General features: G+C 69.5%; 20 protein-coding genes and 1 tRNA gene. 7 read left to right on the top strand and 14 right to left on the bottom strand.

The window, feature by feature from the left end; genetic code table 11:
* Positions 1-99: 99 nt before the first annotated feature.
* Positions 100-336 carry a hypothetical protein gene (locus C0481_RS10865; protein ID WP_293403533.1) on the top strand — a complete coding sequence of 79 codons (237 nt, stop codon included), beginning with the start codon at positions 100-102 and terminating at the stop codon, positions 334-336.
* Positions 337-494: 158 nt separating this feature from the next.
* Here the strand turns inward: C0481_RS10865 and C0481_RS10860 are convergent, their stop codons facing one another.
* The gene (locus C0481_RS10860) at positions 495-755 is read right to left on the bottom strand and encodes a hypothetical protein (protein ID WP_293403531.1); all 261 of its coding nucleotides are present in this window, start codon (positions 753-755) and stop codon (positions 495-497) included.
* A 192-nt stretch (positions 756-947) separates the two neighbouring features.
* Here C0481_RS10860 and C0481_RS10855 point away from each other — a divergent pair.
* Both C0481_RS10855 and C0481_RS10850 read left to right on the top strand, forming a co-directional pair.
* Positions 948-1,037 (top strand) — tRNA-Ser (locus C0481_RS10855).
* A 260-nt stretch (positions 1,038-1,297) separates the two neighbouring features.
* On the top strand, positions 1,298-2,434 hold the full coding sequence (locus tag C0481_RS10850; protein WP_293403529.1) for an acyltransferase: 1,137 nt from the start codon (positions 1,298-1,300) through the stop codon (positions 2,432-2,434).
* A 16-nt stretch (positions 2,435-2,450) separates the two neighbouring features.
* On the opposite strand, the gene C0481_RS10845 is transcribed toward C0481_RS10850, so the two are convergent.
* Positions 2,451-2,828, bottom strand: a complete 378-nt coding sequence (locus tag C0481_RS10845) for a VOC family protein (protein ID WP_293403527.1) — start codon at positions 2,826-2,828, stop codon at positions 2,451-2,453.
* Positions 2,829-3,164: 336 nt separating this feature from the next.
* On the opposite strand from C0481_RS10845, the gene C0481_RS10840 reads away from it, so the two are divergent.
* Positions 3,165-3,830: an HAD family phosphatase gene (locus C0481_RS10840; RefSeq protein WP_293403525.1), complete on the top strand. Its 666-nt coding sequence runs from the start codon at positions 3,165-3,167 to the stop codon at positions 3,828-3,830.
* A gap of 196 nt (positions 3,831-4,026) precedes the next feature.
* Here the strand turns inward: C0481_RS10840 and C0481_RS10835 are convergent, their stop codons facing one another.
* From C0481_RS10835 to C0481_RS10815, 5 genes are all read right to left on the bottom strand, one after another.
* Positions 4,027-4,791: a CatB-related O-acetyltransferase gene (locus tag C0481_RS10835; protein WP_293403523.1), complete on the bottom strand. Its 765-nt coding sequence runs from the start codon at positions 4,789-4,791 to the stop codon at positions 4,027-4,029.
* 63 nt (positions 4,792-4,854) lie between these two features.
* Entirely contained in the window at positions 4,855-6,783 is a 1,929-nt protein-coding gene (locus tag C0481_RS10830) for an ATP-binding protein (protein WP_293403521.1), read from the bottom strand.
* Positions 6,776-8,272 (bottom strand): globin-coupled sensor protein, encoded by a 1,497-nt coding sequence (locus C0481_RS10825; RefSeq protein ID WP_293403639.1) that lies wholly within the window; start codon positions 8,270-8,272, stop codon positions 6,776-6,778. The genes C0481_RS10830 and C0481_RS10825 overlap by 8 nt, the downstream gene beginning before the upstream one ends.
* 196 nt (positions 8,273-8,468) lie before the next feature.
* Positions 8,469-9,080, bottom strand: coding sequence for a response regulator transcription factor (locus tag C0481_RS10820; RefSeq protein WP_293403519.1), 612 nt, complete (start codon positions 9,078-9,080; stop codon positions 8,469-8,471).
* A 179-nt stretch (positions 9,081-9,259) separates the two neighbouring features.
* Positions 9,260-9,991, bottom strand: coding sequence for a hypothetical protein (locus tag C0481_RS10815; protein ID WP_293403517.1), 732 nt, complete (start codon positions 9,989-9,991; stop codon positions 9,260-9,262).
* A 141-nt stretch (positions 9,992-10,132) separates the two neighbouring features.
* Between C0481_RS10815 and C0481_RS10810 the strand changes: the two genes are divergently transcribed.
* On the top strand, positions 10,133-10,753 hold the full coding sequence (locus C0481_RS10810) for a hypothetical protein (protein WP_293403515.1): 621 nt from the start codon (positions 10,133-10,135) through the stop codon (positions 10,751-10,753).
* Between the two features lie 37 nt (positions 10,754-10,790).
* On the opposite strand, the gene C0481_RS10805 is transcribed toward C0481_RS10810, so the two are convergent.
* Both C0481_RS10805 and C0481_RS10800 read right to left on the bottom strand, forming a co-directional pair.
* Positions 10,791-12,062 carry a M20/M25/M40 family metallo-hydrolase gene (locus C0481_RS10805; RefSeq protein WP_293403514.1) on the bottom strand — a complete coding sequence of 424 codons (1,272 nt, stop codon included), beginning with the start codon at positions 12,060-12,062 and terminating at the stop codon, positions 10,791-10,793.
* Between the two features lie 224 nt (positions 12,063-12,286).
* Positions 12,287-12,823 carry a sigma-70 family RNA polymerase sigma factor gene (locus C0481_RS10800; RefSeq protein ID WP_293403513.1) on the bottom strand — a complete coding sequence of 179 codons (537 nt, stop codon included), beginning with the start codon at positions 12,821-12,823 and terminating at the stop codon, positions 12,287-12,289.
* Positions 12,824-13,034: 211 nt separating this feature from the next.
* Between C0481_RS10800 and egtB the strand changes: the two genes are divergently transcribed.
* Complete coding sequence (egtB, locus tag C0481_RS10795) at positions 13,035-15,260, top strand: ergothioneine biosynthesis protein EgtB (RefSeq protein WP_293403512.1); 2,226 nt, start codon at positions 13,035-13,037, stop codon at positions 15,258-15,260.
* 32 nt (positions 15,261-15,292) lie between these two features.
* Here egtB and C0481_RS10790 read toward each other — a convergent pair whose 3' ends face one another.
* The 5 genes from C0481_RS10790 to C0481_RS10770 all read right to left on the bottom strand — a co-directional run bounded on the left by C0481_RS10790 (position 15,293) and on the right by C0481_RS10770 (position 20,159).
* Entirely contained in the window at positions 15,293-15,511 is a 219-nt protein-coding gene (locus C0481_RS10790; RefSeq protein WP_056018305.1) for a general stress protein, read from the bottom strand.
* Positions 15,512-15,738: 227 nt separating this feature from the next.
* The gene (locus tag C0481_RS10785; RefSeq protein ID WP_293403508.1) at positions 15,739-17,088 is read right to left on the bottom strand and encodes an ATP-binding protein; all 1,350 of its coding nucleotides are present in this window, start codon (positions 17,086-17,088) and stop codon (positions 15,739-15,741) included.
* On the bottom strand, positions 17,085-17,825 hold the full coding sequence (locus C0481_RS10780) for a response regulator (protein WP_293403506.1): 741 nt from the start codon (positions 17,823-17,825) through the stop codon (positions 17,085-17,087). The genes C0481_RS10785 and C0481_RS10780 overlap by 4 nt, the downstream gene beginning before the upstream one ends.
* Positions 17,826-17,877: 52 nt before the next feature.
* The gene (locus C0481_RS10775) at positions 17,878-18,546 is read right to left on the bottom strand and encodes an MBL fold metallo-hydrolase (RefSeq protein WP_293403504.1); all 669 of its coding nucleotides are present in this window, start codon (positions 18,544-18,546) and stop codon (positions 17,878-17,880) included.
* 65 nt (positions 18,547-18,611) lie between these two features.
* Positions 18,612-20,159, bottom strand: coding sequence for an amino acid permease (locus C0481_RS10770; protein WP_293403502.1), 1,548 nt, complete (start codon positions 20,157-20,159; stop codon positions 18,612-18,614).
* A gap of 174 nt (positions 20,160-20,333) precedes the next feature.
* On the opposite strand from C0481_RS10770, the gene hrpB reads away from it, so the two are divergent.
* On the top strand, positions 20,334-22,769 hold the full coding sequence (gene hrpB, locus C0481_RS10765; protein ID WP_293403500.1) for an ATP-dependent helicase HrpB: 2,436 nt from the start codon (positions 20,334-20,336) through the stop codon (positions 22,767-22,769).
* The last annotated feature ends 54 nt before the right edge of the window (positions 22,770-22,823 follow it).

Here is a 22,823-nt window from a genome sequence, read left to right as displayed (position 1 = left end):
GCCCCTGCCGGGGTCTCTCCATGGGTCATGGGCGAGTAATGCAACAGTACCGCGCCCGGCGCGTTGAGCGGACAACAAGCGTGACTGAGGGGGCGTTCAATGTCCGTCAGGAAGTCCGAATACGCCATGGTCGATCTACCGGGTTCGCGGGCGGTGGAGAACACGCCGGAGTACGTCGCCTATCAATTGCTGGAGCGGGTCGCGGACCTCGAGGGCGTGGCCCTGACGCGCGGCGGCAAGGACAAGCTGGCCAGCCGCAAGTGGCTGCTCGACACCTATGCCGAGTGCCTGGACGCGGCGCGCGGCGCGCGGCGCTACGCAAAAACCCCGTCCTGACCTGGAAAGGCTAGGGGAGCGCGCCGGCGATGGCGCGCTCCCCCGCCTAGCCGGCGCTGGGCGCCGGCGCGCGCACTGGGACGATGGGCTCGTTTTGGTGCGCGAGTGTTCCACTTGGGGACCGCGCAGCAAACTCCGTGCCGTCAGATCTCGATGTTCTAGATCTCGATGTTTTGGGGACCGTCGGCGCCGACCACAAGCAGCCGGGCGCCGGGCTCGGCGCAGGCCTGCAGCTCGACGTCGCCGTACCAGGCGGTATCGCGGGCCGGATCGGCGTCGAACAGGATGGCGCCTTCTCCCTTGCCGACGAACAGCTGCTCGATGGCCTGAGGGCTGGCGTCGATTCGCGTGATCGCCACGCCGGCGGCCCGCAGCTCGCCGATCTTGGCGTCCAGTCGCTCGTGCAGATGGCCGTTCACGCTCGTCGTCCCGCTCCCGTCGCTTAACCTTAAGCGATGAAAGCGGCGGCGCGCCGCACATTTTGGCGAGCGGCGCGCGATCATCGCCGCAGCGGCGTTTTTCTTTTCCGCGCCCCCGTTGCTCCCGGCGCCCGGTTTCGCTATGGAATGCGACCCGATTTGGAGCGCGCCCCGTGCGCGCCTGGTCGGAATGGTGACGTGGCCGAGTGGCTGAAGGCAACGGTTTGCTAAATCGTCATACGTGAAAGCGTATCCAGGGTTCGAATCCCTGCGTCACCGCCACTTCTCTCCTGAGCACGATCATTCCCGGACAATGTCGCGCCCAGTTGCGCCGCCCTTGTCGGCGCCCTCGATCCGGCGCGTGCTCGGTCAAGATGATGCTGATTTCGGCGGCTCCCAGGATTTGGGCCCCAATGCAGCTGCCGGGCGCAGGTCTCGACACAGACGTCCGAAAATCAAGTTGGACCGGTCTTCTGCTTGCCCGAGAACAATGATCGCTCTGGTGTGGACAAGGCATGATCCGCCAGTCATACGATTCGCATATGGAAAAGACCAAGGTCCCTGCGCGTGTTGCTGCATTCGATGGATTGCGTGCAATAGCGATCTCGGCGGTTCTGATCACGCATGTAGACCCGGATAATCTTCCCGGCGGTCAGCTCGGCGTAGATTTGTTCTTTGCCCTTTCAGGATATCTCATCACGAGCCTCCTGCTAAAGGAGTACGACCATTTCGGCCGGGTATCGCTGAAGGATTTCTACATCCGGCGCATCTTGCGCTTGGCGCCAGCGCTGATGGTTTTCGCCGTCGTGGTGACCGGCATCGCCCTGGCGCGCAACGAGCCCCATGCCTGGGGAGAGTTCTTCGCCGTCATTACTTACACGATGAACTTCGTAGCGGCGTTCAAGCTGCTCGGCGACTCCATGAGCATGGGGCATACGTGGTCGCTGGCGGTAGAAGAGCAGTTCTACCTGCTTTGGCCCCTACTGTTGATCCTTCTGCTGGGCCGCGCGCGCGGTTGGCTCATGGGTGCAACCCTCGCGTTGGTGGGGGCAGGGTTGCTGTCGACCTTCGCCCTGCAGGTGATGGGCGTAGATACCTGGATTATCTACTTTCTTCCGACGACGCGGGTCGCTCCGCTCTTGGTAGGCGCCGCGGGGGCCATCGCCCATTGGCGCGGCCTGCCTTCCTGGTCCGCCCGGCTTGTGGCCTCGCCGTGGATCGCCGTCACGGCCTTGGGCCTGATCACTGCCTGGTTCTTTCGCAACACCTGGGCAGATGCTTGGACCTGGCGTGCGGGTGTCGCAGTCTTCGCCGCGCTGACGGTGCTGCTCATCGTCCACGCCATTGAAGCGCCACGCAGCCTTGTCACACGCATCCTTTCTCTCCCCCCGGTAACCTGGCTAGGCCGGCGCTCGTATGCCTTCTATCTCTGGCATGCGCCGGTGTTGTGGATGACTGCTGGGCCTACCAAGAGCCCGTGGATGCATTTCATGGCTACGTTTGCGATGACGGCGGCGATCGCGGAGTTGTCGTGGCGCTTGGTCGAAGCGCCGGCTCTCAAACTCAAGACACGCTTTGAGCGAGCGGGCCTGCCTTTGAGGGCCGAGCCATCGGAACCACACGCAGGCGCTCTGGACTGGCCGTCGGCCAAGCAAGGCAGCGCAGCGCAAGTCCGCTGACCACCTGTGGACGCTGTCAGACGTCCTGGACGACGCAGAACGGGTTCCCCTCAGGATCGTGCAGCACGGTGTAGCCCTCGCCGCGCCGCGAGAAGCCGGCGCCGAGCGCGACGAGCCGGGCGATCTCCGCCTCGGGATCCGCTATGGCGATGTCGAGGTGGATCCGGTTCCGCTCCGGGCGTGGGCCGGCCATCAGATGGAAGCACAGCCGGGGGCCAGGACCCTCGACCATGACTGAGATGTCGGTCTCCGGCGTCAGGCCGAGGCTGGCCAAGCGCGCGATCTCCGCGTCGTCGTAGGGCGCGACCGCATAGCCATCCAGCGCCGCCGCCCAGAAGCGGGCGAGGGCGGCCGGATGATCGGCGTCGATGACGATGTCCTTCAGCCGGGCCATGGGCGGAGGATGCTGGGCGTCCGGCCGGCTACGCAAGGCCCGCGCAGAAGCTCGTTGTTCGCGTCGGAGCTACAGAGCCCAACCCACCTCTAGCGCAAGGCCGATGGCGAGGAACGCAATCAGGGCGACAACAACGAGGAAACGTTTCGTCGCGCTGTCTCGGCGCGAACTGATGCGCGCGTTCAAACGCTCTTTACCAGACATCCGCACCCCCCGATGCGTAAGCGGCTCGCTTTTCTACTAGATTGAGCGATGCCGCACCGACTCTCTCATTAGCTGTAGATCGTGAGCGACCTGCACGCAATGATAGATCAATCTCGATGAAAGGCGTGCGGCATGACCTTGCCTTTTCGGCCGAGCGCCGTGGTTTTCGACATGGACGGGCTGCTGTTCGACACCGAGGCGCTTTGGCAGCAGGGGCTGCTGGCCGCCGCCGCGGAGGCAGGGTTCGAGGTTCCGGCCGCGGTTTACGACGGGTCGATCGGGGTGCGGCGCTCGCAGTGCGGGGACCTGTTCCGCGTGCACCTCGGCGAGGCTTTCGGGTTCGAGGCGTTTCACGCGCAGTGGCGGCGGCACTTCTGGCTGATCGCCGAGGGGCGGCCAGCCTTGAAGCCCGGTGTGCGCGAACTGTTGGCGTTGCTGGACCAGGTCCGACTGCCCCGGGCGATCGCTACGTCGTCGTCCCGCGCGAGCGTTGATCGTCACCTGGCCTCGAACGGCCTGACAGGATGCTTCGACACCATCGTCTGCCGCGGGGACTATGCGGCGGGCAAGCCGGCGCCCGATCCATTCCTGACGGCCGCCGGGCGGCTGGGCGTCGAGCCCCGGTTGTGCCTGGCGCTGGAGGACTCCCACGTCGGGGTCCGCTCGGCGGCGGCGGCGGGGATGATGACGGTGATGGCGCCCGACCTGATGGAGCCGACCGAGGAGATCCGCGCGCTCTGCGTCCGGGTGGTCCGCGATCTGCACGAGGTCCGCGAGCTGATGACGGCTTGGGGGTGAGGTCGGCGGGCGCACAGCTCGGGACGCGTCAACCAGCTTGACCTTACGGCAGCGGCCCTAGAGCCTGGGTCCGCGCGACATCCCCCCGAGTCGCGCGCCGGCCCTCTGTCCCCCTCATCCACACCTGGAAGAGGGTCGGGGTCCGCTCCCTCCGCGTCAGGGAGCGGGCCGATGTGGGGTTCCAGTCAAAATGCGATCAGGGCTGCGCAGCGGCCGCGACGATTTCCGTGAAGGTGAGCGGCCGAAGGTCCAGCGGCTGGGCCTCGGCGTCGGCCTCGGCGGCGCCCAGGAAGCGGTCGACGTCGCGCGAGTCGAAGCGCTGAATGACGTCGGGCCCGAAGCGCCACCATTCCAGGGCGAGCAGCCGTTCGATGTTGCGGTCGGAAAAGCGCAGGCGAACGACGCGAGCTGGGGCGCCGACGACGATGGCGTAGGGCGGGACGTGCTTGGTCACTACGCTGCGCGCGCCGACGATCGCCCCGTGGCCGATGTTGACGCCGCCGGCGATCATTACCTGGGCGCCGATCCAAACCCCGTGGCCGATGGTGACCGGGCGGGGAACCGGATTGAACGGGTGGAGCGGATAGTCGGTGATCCCGTAGTCGTCGAGGTAATCGCCGACGAAGCGCAGGGCGCCGCGCGGCTGATCGTAGGTGATGGGCGAACTGGTGATGCGGTCCACCGGGTGGGCCGCGCCCATGAAGTTCAGGCCCTCGGCGATCGAGCAGTAGCGGCCGAAGGAGGCCTCCGAGTGCAGGATCGAGTGAGTGTAGGTGAAGGCGCCGACCGCCCGCGGGAGAAAGTCGCCGGTGGGGAGGTTCACATACGGCTCGATCTCGCAGTGCTGATTGACGCCGATGTGCTGCCCGATCCGCCAGCGTTCGCCGGAATGGACGCGGTGGTACACCCGTCGAGCGGCGAAGAGGTCCAGCAGCGGTCGGTTTACTTTGACGGCTCTCACGGCCCACCCGATCGGTTGTCTCAGGCGAGATCTGACACAGTACGCGCTAGGCGGGAAGCGTCGTCAGGCGCCAGGCGGCGCGTCGCGGGCCTCCATGACTTCGGCGATCAGTTCGGCGGCGTCGAGCGGCTTGACCAGGAAGGCGTCGGCGCCGGCGCGGTGCGAGGCCTCGCGGTGCTCGGGCATGGCGTTGGCGGTCAGCATGCAGATGCGTGGACCCATGCGCAGCGGGCGGGCGGCGCGGATGCGGCTGACGGCCGTGACGCCGTCCATGACCGGCATCTGCATGTCCATGAGGATCAGGTCGTAGGCGTCCTCGGCGGCGGCCTCGACCGCCTGCTGGCCGTTCTCGACGCAGGTCAGGTCGACCGGCAGGCCGCCCAGGATCAGCTCGACCACCCGGCGGTTGGTCGGATGGTCCTCGGCCAGCAGCACGCGGACGGGGCGGTCGCTGGACGCCGGCGCCTGGGCCGGCGCGGGCGGCTGCGGGGCGGCGTCGCGGGCGACGCGGCGCAGGGGCAGCTCGAAGGCGAAGGTCGCGCCCTCGCCAGGGCTGGAGGAGGCGACGATCTCGCCGTCCATCAGCTCGACCAGCGAGCGGGAGATGGCCAAGCCCAGGCCCGTGCCGCCGAACTGGCGGGTGATCGAGGAGTCGGCCTGCTCGAAACGGTCGAATAGGGCCTCGGCCACCTCTGTCGGGAAGCCGACGCCGGTGTCCTCGACCACGAAGCGCACGCGGCGCGCGTCGCCGGCGAGGCCGCGCGACAGCACCTTGAGGCGCACCTCGCCGCGGGCGGTGAACTTCACGGCGTTGGAGAGCAGGTTCGACAACACCTGGCGGATGCGCAGGTCATCACCGTGGAAGCGGTCGCAGACCTCGCGGTCCATCTCCAGCCGGAAGCCGATGCCCTTTTCGGCGGCGCTGGCCTGGAATAGGGCGAAGACCGCGCGGACCATCTCCTCCAGGCCGAAGGGATCGTCGCGGATGCAGAGCCGGCCTGCGTCGACCTTGGCCAGGTCGAGGATGTCGCTGAGCAGGTCCTGCAGGGCGCGGCCCGAGGTCTCGATCAACTGGACCATCTCGCGCTGGGGTTCGGTCAGGTCGGTACGGGCCAGGGCGCCGGCGACCCCGAGCACGCCGTTCAACGGGGTGCGGATCTCGTGGCTCATATTGGCCAGGAAGGTCGATTTGGCGCGGCTGGCGTTCTCGGCCTCCTCGCGGGCCTGGACCAGCCGGGCCTCGGCCGCCTTTCGCTCGGAGAGGTCGCGGACGATAGTGGTGAAGGCCGTGCCAGATGGGGTCTCCAGGCGGGCGAGGGAGGCTTCGGCCGGGAACTCCTCGCCGTTGCGCCGCAGCCCGAGGATCTCCGCGCGCTCGTGCATGCGCAGGCTGGGCCGCGAGCTGGAGGCGAAGCGGTAGACCGCCTGCTGGTGGCGCTCGCGGAAGCGGGGCGGCATCAGGTCCTCGACGCTGCGGCCGAGCGCCTCCTCGGCGCTGTAGCCGAACATCGCCTCGGCCCCGGCGCTGAACAGGATGATGCGGGCGTCGGAGTCGGTGACGACGATCGCCTCGGGCGAGATCTTGAGCATGCCGGCCAGCATCTGCTGGCTGCGGTGGGAGGCGGCCTCGGCGGCGCGCAGGGGGGTGACGTCCTGCAGCGCGCCGGCCAGGCCGATGGCCGCGCCGTCGGGGGCCAGGCGCGGGGCGCCCTGGTGGCGCAAGATCCGGACCGCGCCGTCGGGCAGCCGGACCCGGTGGTCGAGGGCGTAGGCGCAGCCGGTGTCGAGCGCCCGCTGCACCGCTTCCTCCACCCGCCGGCGGTCCTCGGCCGGGATCCTGGCCAAAGCTTCGTCCGTGGTGCACGGCCCGGGCGGCAGGCCGAGCAGGCGCAGGGCCGGCTCGCTGCAGGAGAGGGCACCGCTGGCGGCGGTCCACTCCCAGGCGCCGGCGTTGGCCAGCCGCTGCACGCGCGCGAGACGGTCCTCAACCATGGGCGAGCCGGCCGCCGGAGACCGCCGAGGCCAGGGCCCGGGTCAGCGCCCCGACCGGCCCGGCGTCGCCGCGCGGCGCCTGGCCCGACAGCCGGAAGCGGGCCACCAGGCCGGTGAGCTCTGCGGCCTCGCCGCGTAGGGCGCGGGTGGCGGCGGCGGCCTGTTCGACCATGGCCGCGTTCTGCTGCAGGCCCTGGTCCATCTGGTTCACCGCGGTGTTGATCTGGGCCAGGCCCGAGGCCTGTTCCTGGGTGGAGGCGGCGATGCCGGCGACCACCTCGTCGATTTCGCCGACCTTGGCGGCGATGGCCTGCAGCGCCGCGCCGGTCTCGCGCACCAGACCCACGCCCTCGTCGACATGGCCAGCCGAGGCGCCGATCAGGTCCTTGATCTCGCGCGCGGCGTCGGCCGAGCGCTGGGCCAAGGCGCGGACTTCGGAGGCGACGACGGCGAAGCCGCGGCCGGCCTCGCCGGCGCGGGCCGCCTCGACCCCGGCGTTGAGCGCCAGCAGGTTGGTCTGGAAGGCGATCTCGTCGATCACGCCGATGATGCGGCCGATCTGACCGGACGAGTGCTCGATCTGGCCCATGGCCCCGACCGCGCGCTCGACGACGGTAGTGGAAAGTTCGGCCTGAGCCTTGGCGGCGGCGACGACTTCGCCAGCCTGGCGGGCGCCGTCGGCGGTGGCCTTGACCGTGGCGGTGATCTCATCGAGCGCGGCGGCGGTCTCCTCCAGGGCGGCGGCCTGGCGCTCGGTGCGCCGCGAAAGGTCGTCGGAGGCGCGGGCCAGCTCGTCGGCGCCGGCCTCGACGCCGGAGGCGTTGCCGGCCACCGAGGTGATCGCTTCCTCCAGCCTGGCGAGGGCGGCGTTGAAGTCCTGGCGGATCTGGGCGTACTCGGCCGCCAGCCCGGTCTCGATCCGGTAGCCGAGGTCGCCGTCGGCCAGGGCGGTCATGCCAGCGCCGATGGTCTGGACGATGGCCGCGCGCTCGGCGGCCAGAACCTGAGCCTCGGCCTGTCGGCGCGCGGCCTCGGCGGCGGCCAGATAGACCGAGATCGCATAGTCCATATCGAGCAAGGTGGCCTTGGTGAGCGCCCCCAGCTCGGCGGCGACCTGCTCGTGAGTGGGGCCGCGGCGCAGGAGCCCGCCGCGCGGCCAGCGGGCGGCGGTGACGGCGGCGATCAGATTCTCCAGCACCAGGGCGTAGCCGCCGATGTACCAGCGCGGCTCCAGACCGATGCGGGCGTGGGTCTCGCCGACGGTGGTGACGGCGCCGACATAGGATTCATCGAACTGGCCGCTGGAGATGGTCTCCCAATGGTCGATCTGGCGCCCCTTGGCGCTGGCGATGTGCCGAGAGCTGGAGAAGAAGGCCCGTGTCTCTTCGCGCTGGGCGACCTGGCCGTAGAAGGCGTCGAGCGCGCCGGGCAGGGCGCTCATGACGATGGGCTTGATATCCCGGAGACTCTCGCAAGCGAGGTCGTCCATACGCATGAAACTTAGTCGTTCGCCGAGTTCTGCAGATATGGACATATTCGACCCCCGTTATATTGGAGGTGACGCTGGACGATTCGTTGTTAACGATGTCCTAAAATGACAAATATCAAAAGTAATAGAAAAGTATAGTGATGTGCGTAATCTGAATAGTGCCTTGGATCTATATTGATTGGCCGGCTGGCTAGTCCTAAAGCCTCGACTGTCCGGAGGCCATGCGGCTGACCACCTCGGTGCGGTTGCGCGCCCCGGTGGCGCTGAGGATCGCCTGGACGTGCAGCTTCACGGTGGCGATGGCGATGCCGAGCTGCTCGGCGATCTCCTTGTTGGTCCGGCCCCGTTCGAGTTCGCGCAGCACCTCGATCTGGCGCGGCGACAGGCGCGGACCGTGGCCCGGAGCCGGGTCGGGGATCGCGCCCAGCTCCTCGAAGCACGGAAAGTACTCGCCGCCGACGATGACCAGCCGCAGCACCGCGACCATCAGGTCAGAGGCGGTGTCCTTGGGCACCAGCGCCCGGAAGCCGCGGGCATAGGCGATCTTGGCCCAGCGAACGTTCTTGTGCGGCGGCAGCAGGACCAGGCGCCCGACCGTGAGAAGCTCGGCGTGGCGCTCGATCCAGTCGCCCGGGTCGCTCTGCGCCGGCGGGTCGAGCAAGATCAGGTCGTCGGCGTGCGGAGCGAGGGCCGCGAGCTGGGCGACGTCGTCGAGCGTCACCACCGGATCGGCGGGGAGCTGGGCCGCCACGAGGACGCTCAGCGCGTCCCGCCAAAGCGGCTGTCTGCTCACCACGACCACACGCATCACTCACCCCCTGGCGGCCGCCTCGCGCCGCCCGATCAAATTTCCGTAGCGCTAGTATGGGTTTCGGGCGGGCGAGTCATCTGGCCGATAGGACTATTTGGGCCGTTTCGGCAGCTCGCAGTGCATGTTCACCGAACATTGTTTCCCGCTGGGCGGGAACTGATCGCGTGTGAGGCGAATCACATCCGATCGTCAGGGGGCGGATCGTCGTCGCCGCGGGACGGGCTCAGCGAGTCGTCGCGTCGACTGCGCCACTCGGCGAAACCGCGGTCGAAGCGCTCCTGCCACTCGCCGCGGAAGGCGCGGTACTCGGTGTCGTATTTGCGCTGCTGCTCGGCGCGCCAGGCGGCGTAGTCGCGGTCGTGGGCCGAGAGCTTGGCTTCGCGCCAGTCGAGGTACTCAAGCTCGAATTCGGCCTCGGCGCCCGGGTGATAGGCGTAGTCGGCCGGCGGGCCGAATTCGCGCACTCCCAAATCGCGCGGGTCCAGCGGCTGGTCGCCGTAGGGCGCACACTCGGCCTCGGTAGGGGCGGCGCCGGGCGGGCGGGCGCGGCGGCGGACGATGGATTGGCGATAGCCGTGCTGCTCAATTCCGTACTCTTGGCCGCCATGGGGCGCATCGAGGCTGTAGTAGCCGCGGGCCAGGGCGTCGGCCTCGTCGAAGGGTACGTCCGGGGCGCTGTCACGGCCGGATTCGTAACGGCCGCGCCGCCAGTCGGGGCGCATCTCGCTGGGCCGGTGGGCGCCGAAGGCGTCGTACGAGCGGGTGTCGGCGCCGTGGTAGCGGGCCTGGTCGGAGGAGTAGCGGCCTTCCTCGCCGAAGCTGCGCGGCTCGGGTGCGCCCTGTTGCGGCTCATCGCGTCGGCGGCGTCGGCGGCGCGGTTCGTCGGGCGGGGTCGGGCGGTTGGGCATGGACCTGATCCTCCAGAGCTCCTCCATTCGGAAACGGCGGGGCGAGGGGCGTGTTCCGTCGCCGCGGACATCGACTCGGGGGCGGCCGACGCGCGAAACGTCGCAGCGCGCGCAGGCGTGCAAAGGCTAGGGTGGGGGATGATGACGAGATTGATCTGGCTAACGGCGGCGGCGCTGCTGGCGGCGAGTTCTGCGGCGGCGACGGACCGCGGCACGACCCAGGTCGACGAGGGATTTCGTGGGGCGGTGACCGCGCCGCTGGAAGACCTGAACCTCAAGCAGGCGCAGATCCCGGACGTGCTGATCCGGGCGGTCGCCAATCCGTACGAGGCGCTCGAACTGACCCGCTGCGAGGCGATCGCCGGCGAGATCGGGCGGCTGGATGCGGTGCTGGGGCCGGACCTGGACGAGGCGCCGGCGCCGGACGAACGCACGCGGATGCAGAAGCTGGGGGCCCAGGCCAAGGCCGCGGCGGTGGCCGAGGTGCGCGGCGAGGCCCAGGACCTGCTGCCGTTCCGCGGCTGGGTGCGCAAGCTGAGCGGGGCCGACCGTCACCGCAAGGCGGTGGAGGCGGCGATCAAGGCCGGCGGCGTGCGGCGCGGCTATCTGAAGGGCGTGGGCATGAACATGAACTGCGCCCCGCCGGCCGCGCCGAGTTGGTTCGTTCCCGAAAGGCCGGCCACGCCGACGTCGTGGCTGGCCGGCCTCTGGGACGGGCTGGTGAGCTGGCTTAAGGGCCTGCTGTCGCTGCTCGCCCGCTAAGGCCCCGGCCGCTTCAGGGGGCGACCGGGCGGGCCCGCTAGTTCACGCCGGCGGCGACGAGGACGGCGGCGAGGCCGACGCTCATGCCGCGGACGCTGGCCGCCTTCTCGACGTCGATCCATTCGTCCAGCGAGTGGGCGCGGCCGCCCGAGCCGCCGCCGCCGATGGTGATGGCCGGAATGCCGAGCGCCATCGGTGCGTTGGCGTCGGTGGAGGAAGCGTCGTACTGCGGCGTGTAGCCCAGCGCGGTGATCGCCGCGGCGGTTCCGGCGACCAGGGTTGTGTCCTTGGCGGTCTGGCCGGCGGGGCGGTCGCCGATCGGCTTGATCTCGACGCTGACCGCGCCGACGCGGGTGGAGCGGGCCTTGTTCTCGTGTTCGACGGCGGCCTGCATGATCTCCTTGAAGCGCGTGTCGAGCTTGGCGAGCTCGCCGGCGTCGGCCGAGCGCATGTCGAACTCGGTGAAGACCTTGTTGGGAATGGCGTTGACCGAGGTGCCGCCGCCGGTGACCGAGGCCGAGTAGGTGACCTTGGGCGAAGTCGGGACCTGGACCTCGTAGAAGTCGGCGATCGCCTTGCCCATGGCCGCCATCGGGTTGACGATGCCGAACGAGCCGTAGCTGTGGCCGCCGGGGCCGTTGAAGGTCACGCGGTAGCGCTTGGACCCGACGCCGACGTGGGTGATGCCGCTGGGATCGAGGCCGTCGACCGAGAAGAAGGCCTTGGTCCGGTCCTTGTACTTGCCGTGGTTGAAGAAGTAGCGGACGCCGCGCAGGTCGCCGGCGCCTTCTTCGCCGACCGTGCCGACGAAGAGGATGTCGCTCTTGGTCTTGATCTTGGCCGCATCGAGGGCGCGGATCCAGGCGAGCAGGACGGCGAGGTTGTGAGTGTCGTCGGCGACGCCCGGCGCGAACAGCTTGGTCCCCTCGCGGCGGACCTTCACGTCGGTGCCTTCCGGGAAGACCGTGTCGAGGTGGGCGGAGACCACGACCAGCGGGCCGGGCTTAGTTCCCTTGCGCAGACCCATGACGTTGCCCTCGGAGTCGATCTCGACGTCGGTCAGGCCGTGGGCTTCCAGCATCGCCTTGTAGGCCTTGCCGCGGGCCTCTTCCTTGAAGGGCGGGGCGGGAATCTCGGTCAGGGTGATGATGTCCTGCACGGTGCGCTCGTGCTCGCGATCGAGCACCGCCGTTGCGGCCTTGAAGGCCGGGCTGGCGACGATCTTGGCCGCATCGTCCTTGGGCGCGGCGAGCGCCGGCGCGGTGATCAGGACGGACAGCGCGAGCGCGGCGGGCAGGGTACGGGACATGGATACTCCAGGCGAAACGAGTCGCCCGGCATAGTAGCGGTGGGGCTTGTGTCCGCCAGTCGCTGAGCTTTGGAAACAGGTGTCATCCCGGTTTGCGAAGCAAGACCGGGACCCATTCACGACGCGCTTGCAGGTGCGACGCCCGCCCTGCCGAGGCTTGCGAGATCTGGTGGTTATGGGGCCCGGTCTTCGGCTTCGCCGAAACCGGGATGACATTTTGGGGGTTAGGCCCGGCTGGCTTCGGCGTGGTCGAGGGCCATGACGTCGGCGGCTTCCTCGGCGTCCATGATCTTGAGCAGGCGAGCGCGGGCGCGGTTGACCCGGCTCTTGATGGTGCCGAGCGCGCAACCGCAGATCTCGGCCGCTTCCTCGTAGGAGAGGCCGGCGGCGCCGACCAGGATCAACGCCTCGCGGTGTTCGTCGGGCAGTTGGGCGAGGCCGGCCTGGAGGGCGCGCATGGCGATGCTCCAGTCCTGGGTCGGCGGGGTGCGCATGTTGTTGGCGTACTCGCCGGTCTCGTCGCGGACCTCGCGCCGGCGGCGGATCACCTGGGTGTAGTAGGTGTTGCGCAGGATGGTGAAGAGCCAGGCCCGCAGGTTGGTGCCGGGTTCGAACTTGTCGCGATTGGACCAGGCCTTGATCAGGGTGTCCTGCACCAGATCGTCGGCGTCGGACCCGTTATGGCTGAGCGACCATGCGAAGGCGCGCAGAGCGGGGATCATCGCCACCACCTCGTTGCGCCACTCGGTGTCACCGCCCATGCTGTCCTCGAAACGCCTAGTCCCCTTGGCGGGCCACGTACTTTTCGTGGCACCTCAACGCGCCCTTGGGGCAACCGTTCCGGGTTGCGGGAACGCGCCGAGCCCCCAAATGCAAGGAACTGCGTTCCAAGTCCGACGTTTGCCGGGGCAGCACCGTCCCGCCGGGCATCGGTGATTTCCGGCACAATCTGAAGCAGAATGGAGCGGGACCATGGCGTCATTCGACAAGGCTAGGTTCGCGCCCGCGCCGGCCCGGGCCGCGCGGGCCCGCGGCGCGCCAGACCCCTTTCGCAAGGTTCGCGACGCGAGCATCGCGCTGACGGCGCACCTGTCGGCCGAGGACCAGGCCGCGCAGTCGATGCCCGACGCCAGCCCGGTGAAGTGGCACCTGGCGCATACGACCTGGTTCTTCGAGACCTTCCTGCTGGTCCCGCATCTGCCGGGCTACCGGGTGTTCGATCCGGCGTTCGGCTACCTGTTCAATTCGTACTACGAGGCGCTGGGGCCGCGGCAGCCGCGCCCGCAGCGCGGGCTGCTGACCCGCCCGTCTCTGGGCCAGGTGCTGGCCTATCGGGCGCATGTCGACGAGGCGATGAGCCGTCTGCTGGCCGGGCCGGTCGAGGGGTTGGCCGAGCTGGTCGAACTGGGTCTGGCGCACGAGGAGCAGCATCAGGAGCTGATCCTGATGGACGTGCTGCACCTGTTCGCGCAGTCGCCGCTGAAGCCCGCCTATGCGCCGGCGCCGGCGCTGCCGGTCGGGCGCGATCCTGGTCCGGCAGGCGAGGTCGCCTTCGACGGCGGCGTGGTCGAGATCGGCCATGCCGGCGAGGGCTTCGCGTTCGACAACGAAGGGCCGCGGCACAAAGTCTATCTGGAGCCGTACCGGCTGGCCGACCGGCTGGTGACCAACGGCGAGTGGCTGGCCTTCATGGCCGACGGCGGCTATCGGCGGCCCGAGCTGTGGCTGTCGGAGGGCTGGGCGCGCGTCCAGGCCGAGGGCTGGGAGGCGCCGCTCTACTGGGAGCAGGGCGAGCGCGGCTGGCTGGCCATGACCCTGCAGGGCCGGCGGGCGATCGCGCCGCACGCGCCGGTCACCCATGTCAGCTTCTACGAGGCCGACGCCTATGCGAGCTGGGCTGGGGCGCGGCTGCCGACCGAGGCGGAGTGGGAGCACGCCGCGCAAGGGTTGGCGCTGGCCGGCAATCTGCGCGAGCAACGGCAGTTCGGGCCCGCGGCGGCGAAGTCGGCGCCGGGCCTGCGCCAGATGTTCGGCGATGTCTGGGAATGGACCCGCAGCGCCTACTCGCCCTATCCCGGCTTCCATCCAGCGGGCGGGGCGGTCGGCGAGTACAATGGCAAGTTCATGATCGGCCAGATGGTGCTGCGCGGCGGCTGCTGCGCGACGCCGTCGGGGCATGTGCGGGCCAGCTACCGCAACTTCTTCTATCCGCAGCAGCGGTGGATGTTCTCGGGCGTGCGGCTGGCCTGGGACGGGCCGGCGCGGCCGGCCGAGTCGGCGCCGGACAGCGAGTTTGCGCGCGACGTGGTCGCTGGGCTGTCGCGGCCGCAGAAGGCGCTGCCGGCCAAGTACTTCTACGACGCCGAGGGTTCGGCGCTGTTCGAGGCGATCACCGAGCTGCCTGAGTACTATCCGACCCGCACCGAGCTGGCGCTGATGCGCGAGACCGCGGGCGAGATGGCCGCGGCGATTCCGGCCGGCGCGACGCTGGTGGAGTTCGGCAGCGGGGCGAGCACCAAGACCCGGCTGTTGCTCGACGCCGCCCCGCAGCTGGCCGTCTATGCGCCCATCGACATCAGCGCCTCGGCGCTGGACGCGGCGGCCGCGGCGATCGGGCGGGACTATCCGAACCTGAAGGTCGCGCCGCTGGTGGAGGACTTCACCAAGGCCCTGGCGCTGCCGGATGCGGCGGGCCATCCGCGGGTCGGCTACTTCCCCGGCTCGACCATCGGCAACTTCACGCCCAACGAGGTGGTCGCGTTCCTGTCAGGGGCGCGGCGGCTGCTGGGTGAGGACGCGCGGTTCCTGGTCGGCATCGACCTGGCCAAGGACGCGGAGACGCTGACGGCGGCCTATGACGACGCCCAGGGCGTGACGGCGGCCTTCAACCTGAACCTGCTGGCGCGGATCAACCGCGAACTGGCGGGGGACTTCGATCTTGCGGCGTTCAAGCACCAGGCGGTGTGGAACGCCGATCAGAGCCGGATCGAGATGCATCTGGTGAGCCAGCGCGACCAACTGGTCAGCGTGGCGGGGCGCACGTTCCGCTTCGCGGCGGGCGAAACCATCCACACGGAGAACTCCTACAAGTTCACGATGGAGGGGTTTGCGGACCTGGCGTCGGAAGCCGGCTGGAAGTTGGAGCGGAGCTGGAAAAGCCCCGCCCCAAGCTTCGCAGTGGTGTTGCTGAGGGCCTGACCGACCTTGGCGTCGGCAGGCGCCTCGGCGTCTCAGCTTTCGAGACGGTCGCCGCGACTGCGACCGCCGCCGCGCGAGGACTCACCGCCCTTGCGCCCGGCGGAGGCGGCCAGGTCGCGGTCCTTGGCGAAGCTGCGTTTCTCGCCCGGCACGCTGGCGCCGCCCTTGCGCGCGATCTCGCGGCGGCGTTCCGGATTCATTGCTGCAAATCCGCGGCGGGATTTCGGCTTGGCGGTGGGTTCAAGATCCATGAGCGGCTCCTCTATGCATCGACCGTCGGGGGGAGGGCGGCCGACGCCTCGCTGTCCTTACGGTCAAGCAAACTCGCCAAGGGCAAAGGAGGTTGCGCGCAAAATGCGATTGAAGCCTGCGACGTTTCGTACCGCAAAGCTTTGTCCGGACACGGTGTCCGTGGGTGGGCAGGGGATAGCGGCGAGGACGCACGCCGCGCAGGGGCTGTTAAATTTTTCCGGAGCGGTCAGATCGGCAGCTGGACGCGGGCGGTAAGGCCGCCGCCGAGGCGATTTTCCAGCACGACGTCGCCGCCATGGCCGCGGGCCACCGAGCGCACCACGGCCAGTCCCAGGCCGATGCCGCCGGTCTGACGGCTGCGCGAGGGCTCGCGCCGATAGAAGGGCTCGAACACCCGCTCCATCTCCTCGGGCGGGATGCCGGGGCCGTCGTCCTCGATCTCGACGATGGCGCTGGCGCCGTCGCGATAGACGCGGGCGCGGGCGCGGCCGCCGAACTTGACCGCGTTCTCCAGCAGGTTGGCGAACAGCCGGCGCAGGGCCAGGGGGTCGCCCTCCAGCACCACCTTCTCGCCGAGCTCGACCTGGGTGTCGGCCCCAGTGTCGGCCATCTCGTCGCAGACGCTTTCGAGCAGCGAGGAGAGCTCCAGCAAAGTCCGCTCACCCGGCCGGCTGGTGTCGCGCACGAAGGTCAGGGCCGCGGAGATCATCGCCTCCATCTGGTCGATGTCGGCGGCCATCTTCACGCGCACGTCCTCGGGCACGTTTTCGATGCGGAAGCGCAGACGGGTCAGGGGCGTGCGCAGGTCGTGAGCGATGGCCCCGACCATGGCGGTGCGGTCCTCGACGTAGCGGCGCAGACGCTCCTGCATGTCGTTGAAGGCCTTCACCGCGACGCTGATTTCGGCCGAGCCCTTGAGCGACAGCGGCGGGGCGCGTGGGTCGCGGCCGAGCCGCTCGGCCGCATCGGTGAAAAGCCTGATGGGCGCGGAGAGCCGGCGGGCGAAGACGAAGGCCACCGGGGTCATGGCCAGGGCCGAGAGCAGGAACAGCAGCACGATCCGCTGCTGCCAGGCGTCGAGGCCGATGCCGCGCTCGGGCGACAGCACCTTCCAGCGGCCGTCCGGCTGCTGCACGGCGACCTTGAAGGGCGCGATCATGAAATGGTCTTCGACCTCGCCGCCCTCGCGCGCCATGCGGTCGCGGATGACCCGGAAGACGCGGCGGTCGGAGAACGGGAACCGCGAGGTCGAGGCGACCTGCACCCGCTCGACCGGCACGCCGAGCCCCGCGGCGATCTGGGCGCGGATCTTCGGCGTCATCCGCCCCTCCATCACCAGGTGGGGCGGGGTCTTGGCGATGGTGACCGTCAGCGGGTGACGCTCGGTGAAGGTCGGCGGCGAGCCGCGCAGGGTCTGGACGATCTCGCCGATCCGGTAGAAGTCCGGGGCCGGCGGCGGCAGGTTGAACAGCAGAAACAGGCTGATCGCCTGGGCGGCGACGAGGCTGAGCCCGATCAGGGCGAGCAGTTGACCGAACAGGGATGCGGTCGGCCGCCCGGCCCAGGGCGCGGTCACAGGCGCTTCACCTTGGCGGTGAACATGTAGCCTTCGTTGCGGATGGTGCGGATCAGGTCCTGGCCGCCGCCGCCGTCATCGAGCTTGCGGCGCAGGCGGCTGATCTGGACGTCGATGGCGCGGTCGAAGGCGTCGGAATCAGGACCGCGGGCGAACTCCAGCAGCTGGTCGCGGGTCAGCACCCGCTGCGGCCGCTCGACGAAGGTGCGCAGCAGCGAGAACTCGCCGGACGAGAGATTGACCACCACGCCCTGCGGGGAGCGCAGTTCGCGGCGCACGAGGTCGAAGCGCCAGCCGGCGAATTCGCAGCCGGCGGCGGCCGCCGCGCTCTGGCCGCGCTGTTCGGCGCGGCGCAGCACGGCGCGGACGCGAGCCAGCAGCTCACGCGGATTGCACGGCTTGGAGAGATAGTCGTCGGCGCCGAGCTCCAGCCCGACGATGCGATCGGTGTCCTCGCCCATCGCCGAAAGCATGATGATCGGCGGGCCTTCGCCGACGGCGAGGCGGCGGCAGATGGCTAGGCCGTCCTCGCCAGGCAGCATGACGTCGAGCACGATGAGGTCGACCGAGCCGCGCTCCAGCGCCTGCTCCATCTCTCGCGCGTCGCCGGCAGTCTCGACCTGGTAGCCGTGCTTGCCCAGGAAGTCGGACACCACATCGCGGATGCCCGGATCGTCGTCGACCATCAGAATGCGGGCGCTGGCGGCCGCCCCGGACTGTTCGTTACGTGTATCCATCCGGGCCATTTTCACGCGCCCGCGTAACGCGCAGATTTCACGACTGAAAGCATTAGGCGCCGGCCAGGACCTCGTCGGCGACGAAGGGGTTGGTGCGGCGCTCCTGTCCGAAGGTCGACATCGGGCCGTGACCGGGCACGAAGGCGACGTCGTCGCCGAGCGGCCAGAGCTTGCCGGTGATCGAGTCGATCAGTTGCTGGTGATTGCCGCGCGGGAAGTCCGTGCGCCCGACCGATCCCTGGAACAGCACGTCGCCGACCTGGGCGAAGCGGGCCTGCCGGTGGAAGAACACCACGTGGCCGGGGGTGTGGCCCGGGCAGTGGAAGACCTCGAACTGGGTCTCGCCCAGCGACACCGTGTCGCCGTCAGCCAGCCAGCGGTCGGGGGTGAAGGAGCGGGCGTCGGGCATGCCCCACTTGGCGCCCGAGGCGGTGATCTCGTCGATCCAGAAGGCGTCGTCGGGGTGGGGGCCCTCGACCACGGCGCCGGTCGCCTCCTGCAGGGCGGCGGTTCCACCCGCGTGGTCGAGGTGGCCGTGGGTGATCCAGATCTTCTCGAGCGTCAGGCAGTGCGCCTTCAGGGCTTCGAGTAGGCGCGGGACTTCACCGCCGGGATCGATGATGGCGGCCTTCAGCGTCTTGGCGCACCAGACGATGGTGCAGTTCTGCTGCAGCGGGGTGACCGGCGCGATCAGGGCGCGGATGGTGGGCTCGGCGTTCATGGTTCCTAACATCGGGCCTGTCGCGCCATAAGAAAAGGCCCGGGACGAACCCGGGCCTCTCCAAATCAGTGCTGGCGATCGCCGGGCGCCGGCGCGCCGGGCATCGGCGCGACGGGGCCAGGAGGCGCGTCGGGCGACAGTTCGGGGACATCGACGATGCCCCGGCCGACGTGGCTCTTGCGGTAGCCGTAGAGGAAGTAGACCACCAGGCCGACCAGGGCCCAGCCCAGGAACAGCAGCTTGGTCTCGGTCGACAGGCTGAAGAACAGGTAGACGCAGCCGACCGCGGCGAGCGGCGCGACGATCATGATCGCCGGCGCGCGGAACGGACGCTTGCGGTCCGGATCGGTCTTGCGCAGCACCAGCACCGCGATCGCCACCATCGCGAACGCGAACAGCGTGCCCGAGTTGGAGATGTCGGCCAGCACCCCGACCGGGAAGAAGGCCGCGAACAGCGACACGAACACGCCGGTGATCACGGTGATCACGTGCGGGGTGTGGTACTTCGGGTGGACCTTGGACAGCACGGCCGGCAGCAGGCCGTCGCGGCTCATGACGAAGAAGATCCGGGTCTGGCCGAACATCATCATCAGGATGACCGAGGGCAGGGCCAGACCGGCGGCGAGGCCGATCAGGTTGCCGACCTGCGGCCAGCCGATGGAGCGCAGGGTCCAGGCCAGGGCTTCCTTCGAGCAGACCACGGCGGCGTCGCCGGCGGCCTTACAGGCGGCGGTGAGTTCAGGGCTGCCGGGGCGCAGGCCCGCGCCGTTGGCGTCGGTGAGCGGTTGGGCGCCGACCGTGCCGATGACGCCGGAGGCGACCAGGATGTAGAAGATGGTGCAGATGCCGAGCGAGCCGATCAGGCCGATGGGCATGTTGCGCTGGGGGTTCTTGGTCTCTTCGGCCGCAGTCGAGACCGCGTCGAAGCCGACATAGGCGAAGAAGATAGAGGCCGCCGCCGCCGAGATCCCGGCCATGCCGAGCGGGGCGAACGGATGGAAGTTCTCCATGTTCATCACCGGAACGGCGAGGAAGATGAAGAGGGTCAGCGCCGCGACCTTCACCGCCACCAGGATGGCGTTCACGGTCGCCGATTCCTTGGTGCCGACGACCAGCAGGCCGGTGACCGCCAGGGCGATCAGCGCGGCCGGCAGGTTGACGATGCCGCCGTCCATCGGGCCGAGCACGAGCGCGTTCGGAATGTCGATGTGGAAGGCGTGCTCGATCAGGCCGACTACGTAGCCGGACCAGCCGACCGACACCGCGCCCGCGGCGACGGCGTATTCCAGGATTAGCGCCCAGCCGACCATCCAGGCCAGAAGTTCGCCCATGACGGCGTAGCTATAGGTGTAGGCGGACCCGGAAACCGGGACCATCGACGACATTTCGGCGTAGCAGAGCGCGGCGACCGCGCAGACGAAGCCAGCAATGATGAAGGCGGCGATCATGCCAGGGCCCGCCTTCTGCGCCGCTTCGGCGGTCAGAACGAAGATCCCCGTGCCGATAATGGCCCCGATGCCAAGCATGGTAAGCTGAAACGCGCCCAGCGACCGGTGCAGAGACTTTTTCTCCGCGGTCGCGAGAATCGCGTCGAGCGATTTAACTCGCCACATATTTCCTCCAGGAAAACCCGTGCGGCCCCCGCCGCGCGGTTTGATTGGCGTTACGTGGCCTCTTCGTAACCTTGTGGTCAAGCGCCAAGCCGTCGCTGTGCTTTGCGCGAAAGCGGGCGCCCGCAGGATGAGCGTCCGTCTTGGCCCGGCGCGCAGGCGCGGCTAGACCACGGCATGCTTCCGGTAGAGGAAATTTTGCCCGCCCTGCTGACGGCGCTCGATGCGCGGACGTCGGCGGTGCTGGTGGCGCCGCCCGGCGCGGGCAAGACGACGCTGGTCCCGCTGCGCCTGCTGGACGCAGCGTGGCTGGAGCGCCGCAAGATCGTGATGCTGGAGCCGCGGCGGCTGGCGGCGCGCGCAGCGGCCGAGCGCATGGCCAAGACCTTAGGCGAAAAGGTAGGCGAAACAGTCGGTTATCGAGTTCGGATGCAGTCGAAGGTGTCGGCCCGCACCCGCATCGAAGTGGTCACCGAGGGCGTCTTCAGCCGCATGATCCTCGCCGATCCGAGCCTGGACGGCGTGGGCGCGGTGATCTTCGACGAGTTTCATGAGCGCAGCCTGGACGCGGACCTGGGCCTGGCCCTGGCGCGCGACGCGCAGGGGGTGCTGCGCGACGACCTGCGGATCCTGGTGATGTCGGCGACCCTGGACGGGGCGGCGGTGGGGCGGCTGCTCGACCAGGCGCCGGTGATCGAGAGCCAGGGGCGCAGCTTTCCTGTGGATACTCGCTATCTGGGCCGCGACGAGCGCTTGCGGCTGGAGGACCGGGTGGTTCGCGCCGTGGAGCGGGCGTTGGCCGAGGAAAGCGGCAGCATCCTGGTGTTCCTGCCGGGGCAGGGCGAGATCCGGCGCACGGCCGAACTGCTGGCCGAGCGCGTGCGCCGGCCCGACGTGCGCATCGCCCCGCTCTATGGCGCGTTGGACCCGGCCGAGCAGGACGCGGCGATCAGCCCGGCGCCGGCCGGGGTGCGCAAGGTGGTGCTGGCGACCTCGATCGCCGAGACCAGCCTGACCATCGAGGGCGTGCGGGTGGTGATCGACTGCGGGCTGGCGCGCGTGCCGCGCTTCGATCCGGCCAGCGGCCTGACCCGGTTGGCGACGGTGCGGGTGAGCCGCGCCGCCGCCGACCAGCGGCGCGGCCGGGCGGGGCGCACCGAACCGGGCGTCGGCTACCGGCTGTGGGACGAGGCGGAGACCCGGGCGCTGCCGGCCTTCGCCGATCCGGAGATCCTCGACGCCGAGCTGTCGGGGCTGGCGCTGGACCTGGCGCGCTGGGGCGCGCGCGATCCGAGCGAGCTGGCGTTCCTGGATCCGCCGCCGGCCGCAGCGTTCAACGAGGCGCGGGCGCTGCTGCGGCGCCTGGAGGCGCTGAGCGAGGACGGGGTGCTGACCGCCCACGGCGAGGCGCTGAGCGAGTTCCCGCTCGCTCCGCGGCTGGCGCATATGGTTCTGAAGGCCGGCGAGACCGGCCAGGCCGAACGGGCGGCGCAGATCGCCGCCCTGGTGACCGAGCGCGGCCTAGGCGGACGCGACGCCGATCTGCGCCACCGGATGGAGGGCTTGGGTCGGGATCGTTCGCCGCGGGCGCGCGACGCCCGGGCCCTGGCTGACCGCTGGGCCAGGCTGGCCGGCAAGCCGGGCAAGGGCGAGCCGCTGGACGACGGCCTGCTGCTGGCCTTCGCCTATCCGGAGCGGGTGGCCAAGGCGCGCGGCGGGACCGGCGAATTCCAGCTGGTCAGCGGCCGCGGGGCGTTCGTCGAGCCGACCGACGCCCTGGCGCGGGAGAAGTGGCTGGCCATCGCCGAGATGGGCGGCGGCGAACGGCGCGATCGCATCCTGTTGGCGGCGCCGGTCGATGAGGCCGAACTGGTCCGGGCCTTCAGGGACCAACTGGAGATCGAAGACCGGCTCGACGAGAGCGGCGGAGGCCGGCTGCGGGCCAAGCGGCTGACGCGGCTGGGCCGCATCACCGTGCGCGAGGAGATCGACGAGAACCCCGACCCGGCGCTGGTCGCCCAGGCCCTGGCGAATCGCGCGCGGGCCGAAGGGCTTGCGAAGCTGCCGTGGGGCGAGGCGATCAGGTCGTTCCGTGAGCGCGGCGCCTTCCTCTGGGCCCAGGGCCAGGACTGGCCCGACCTGAGCGACGAGGCGCTGCTGGCGAAGATCGACGACTGGCTGACGCCGCTGTTGTCGGGGGTGCGCTCGCTGGCGGCGCTGAAGCCCGATGCGCTGGATGGAGCGGTGCGGGCGCTGGTGCCCTGGGAGTTGCAGCGCAAGCTGGAAGCCAGCGCGCCGGCGCGCTGGACGGCGCCGACCGGCAACAGCTTCGCCATCGACTACGCCGCCGAGGGCGGGCCTAGGGTCGACGTGCGGGTGCAGGAGGTGTTCGGGCTGAAGGAGCATCCGCGCGTCGCCGGCGTGCCGCTGACCCTGTCGTTGCTGTCGCCCGGACATCGGCCGATCCAGACGACCAAGGACCTGCCGGGGTTCTGGGGCGGGTCCTGGCGGGACGTGCGCTCCGACATGCGCGGGCGCTATCCCAAGCACGTCTGGCCCGAGGACCCCGCCAACACCGCCCCGACCGCGCGGGCCAAGCCGCGCGGGACCTGATCGGGTTTCCAAATGTTGGAGCGTGACGGTCGCTTCAACCGGCTTCCACTTGAA

Origin of the sequence: Phenylobacterium sp., assembly GCF_013822795.1 — a bacterium.
Taxonomy (GTDB): Bacteria; Pseudomonadota; Alphaproteobacteria; order Caulobacterales; family Caulobacteraceae; genus Phenylobacterium.
This window is presented reverse-complemented; position numbering and strand designations above follow the sequence as displayed.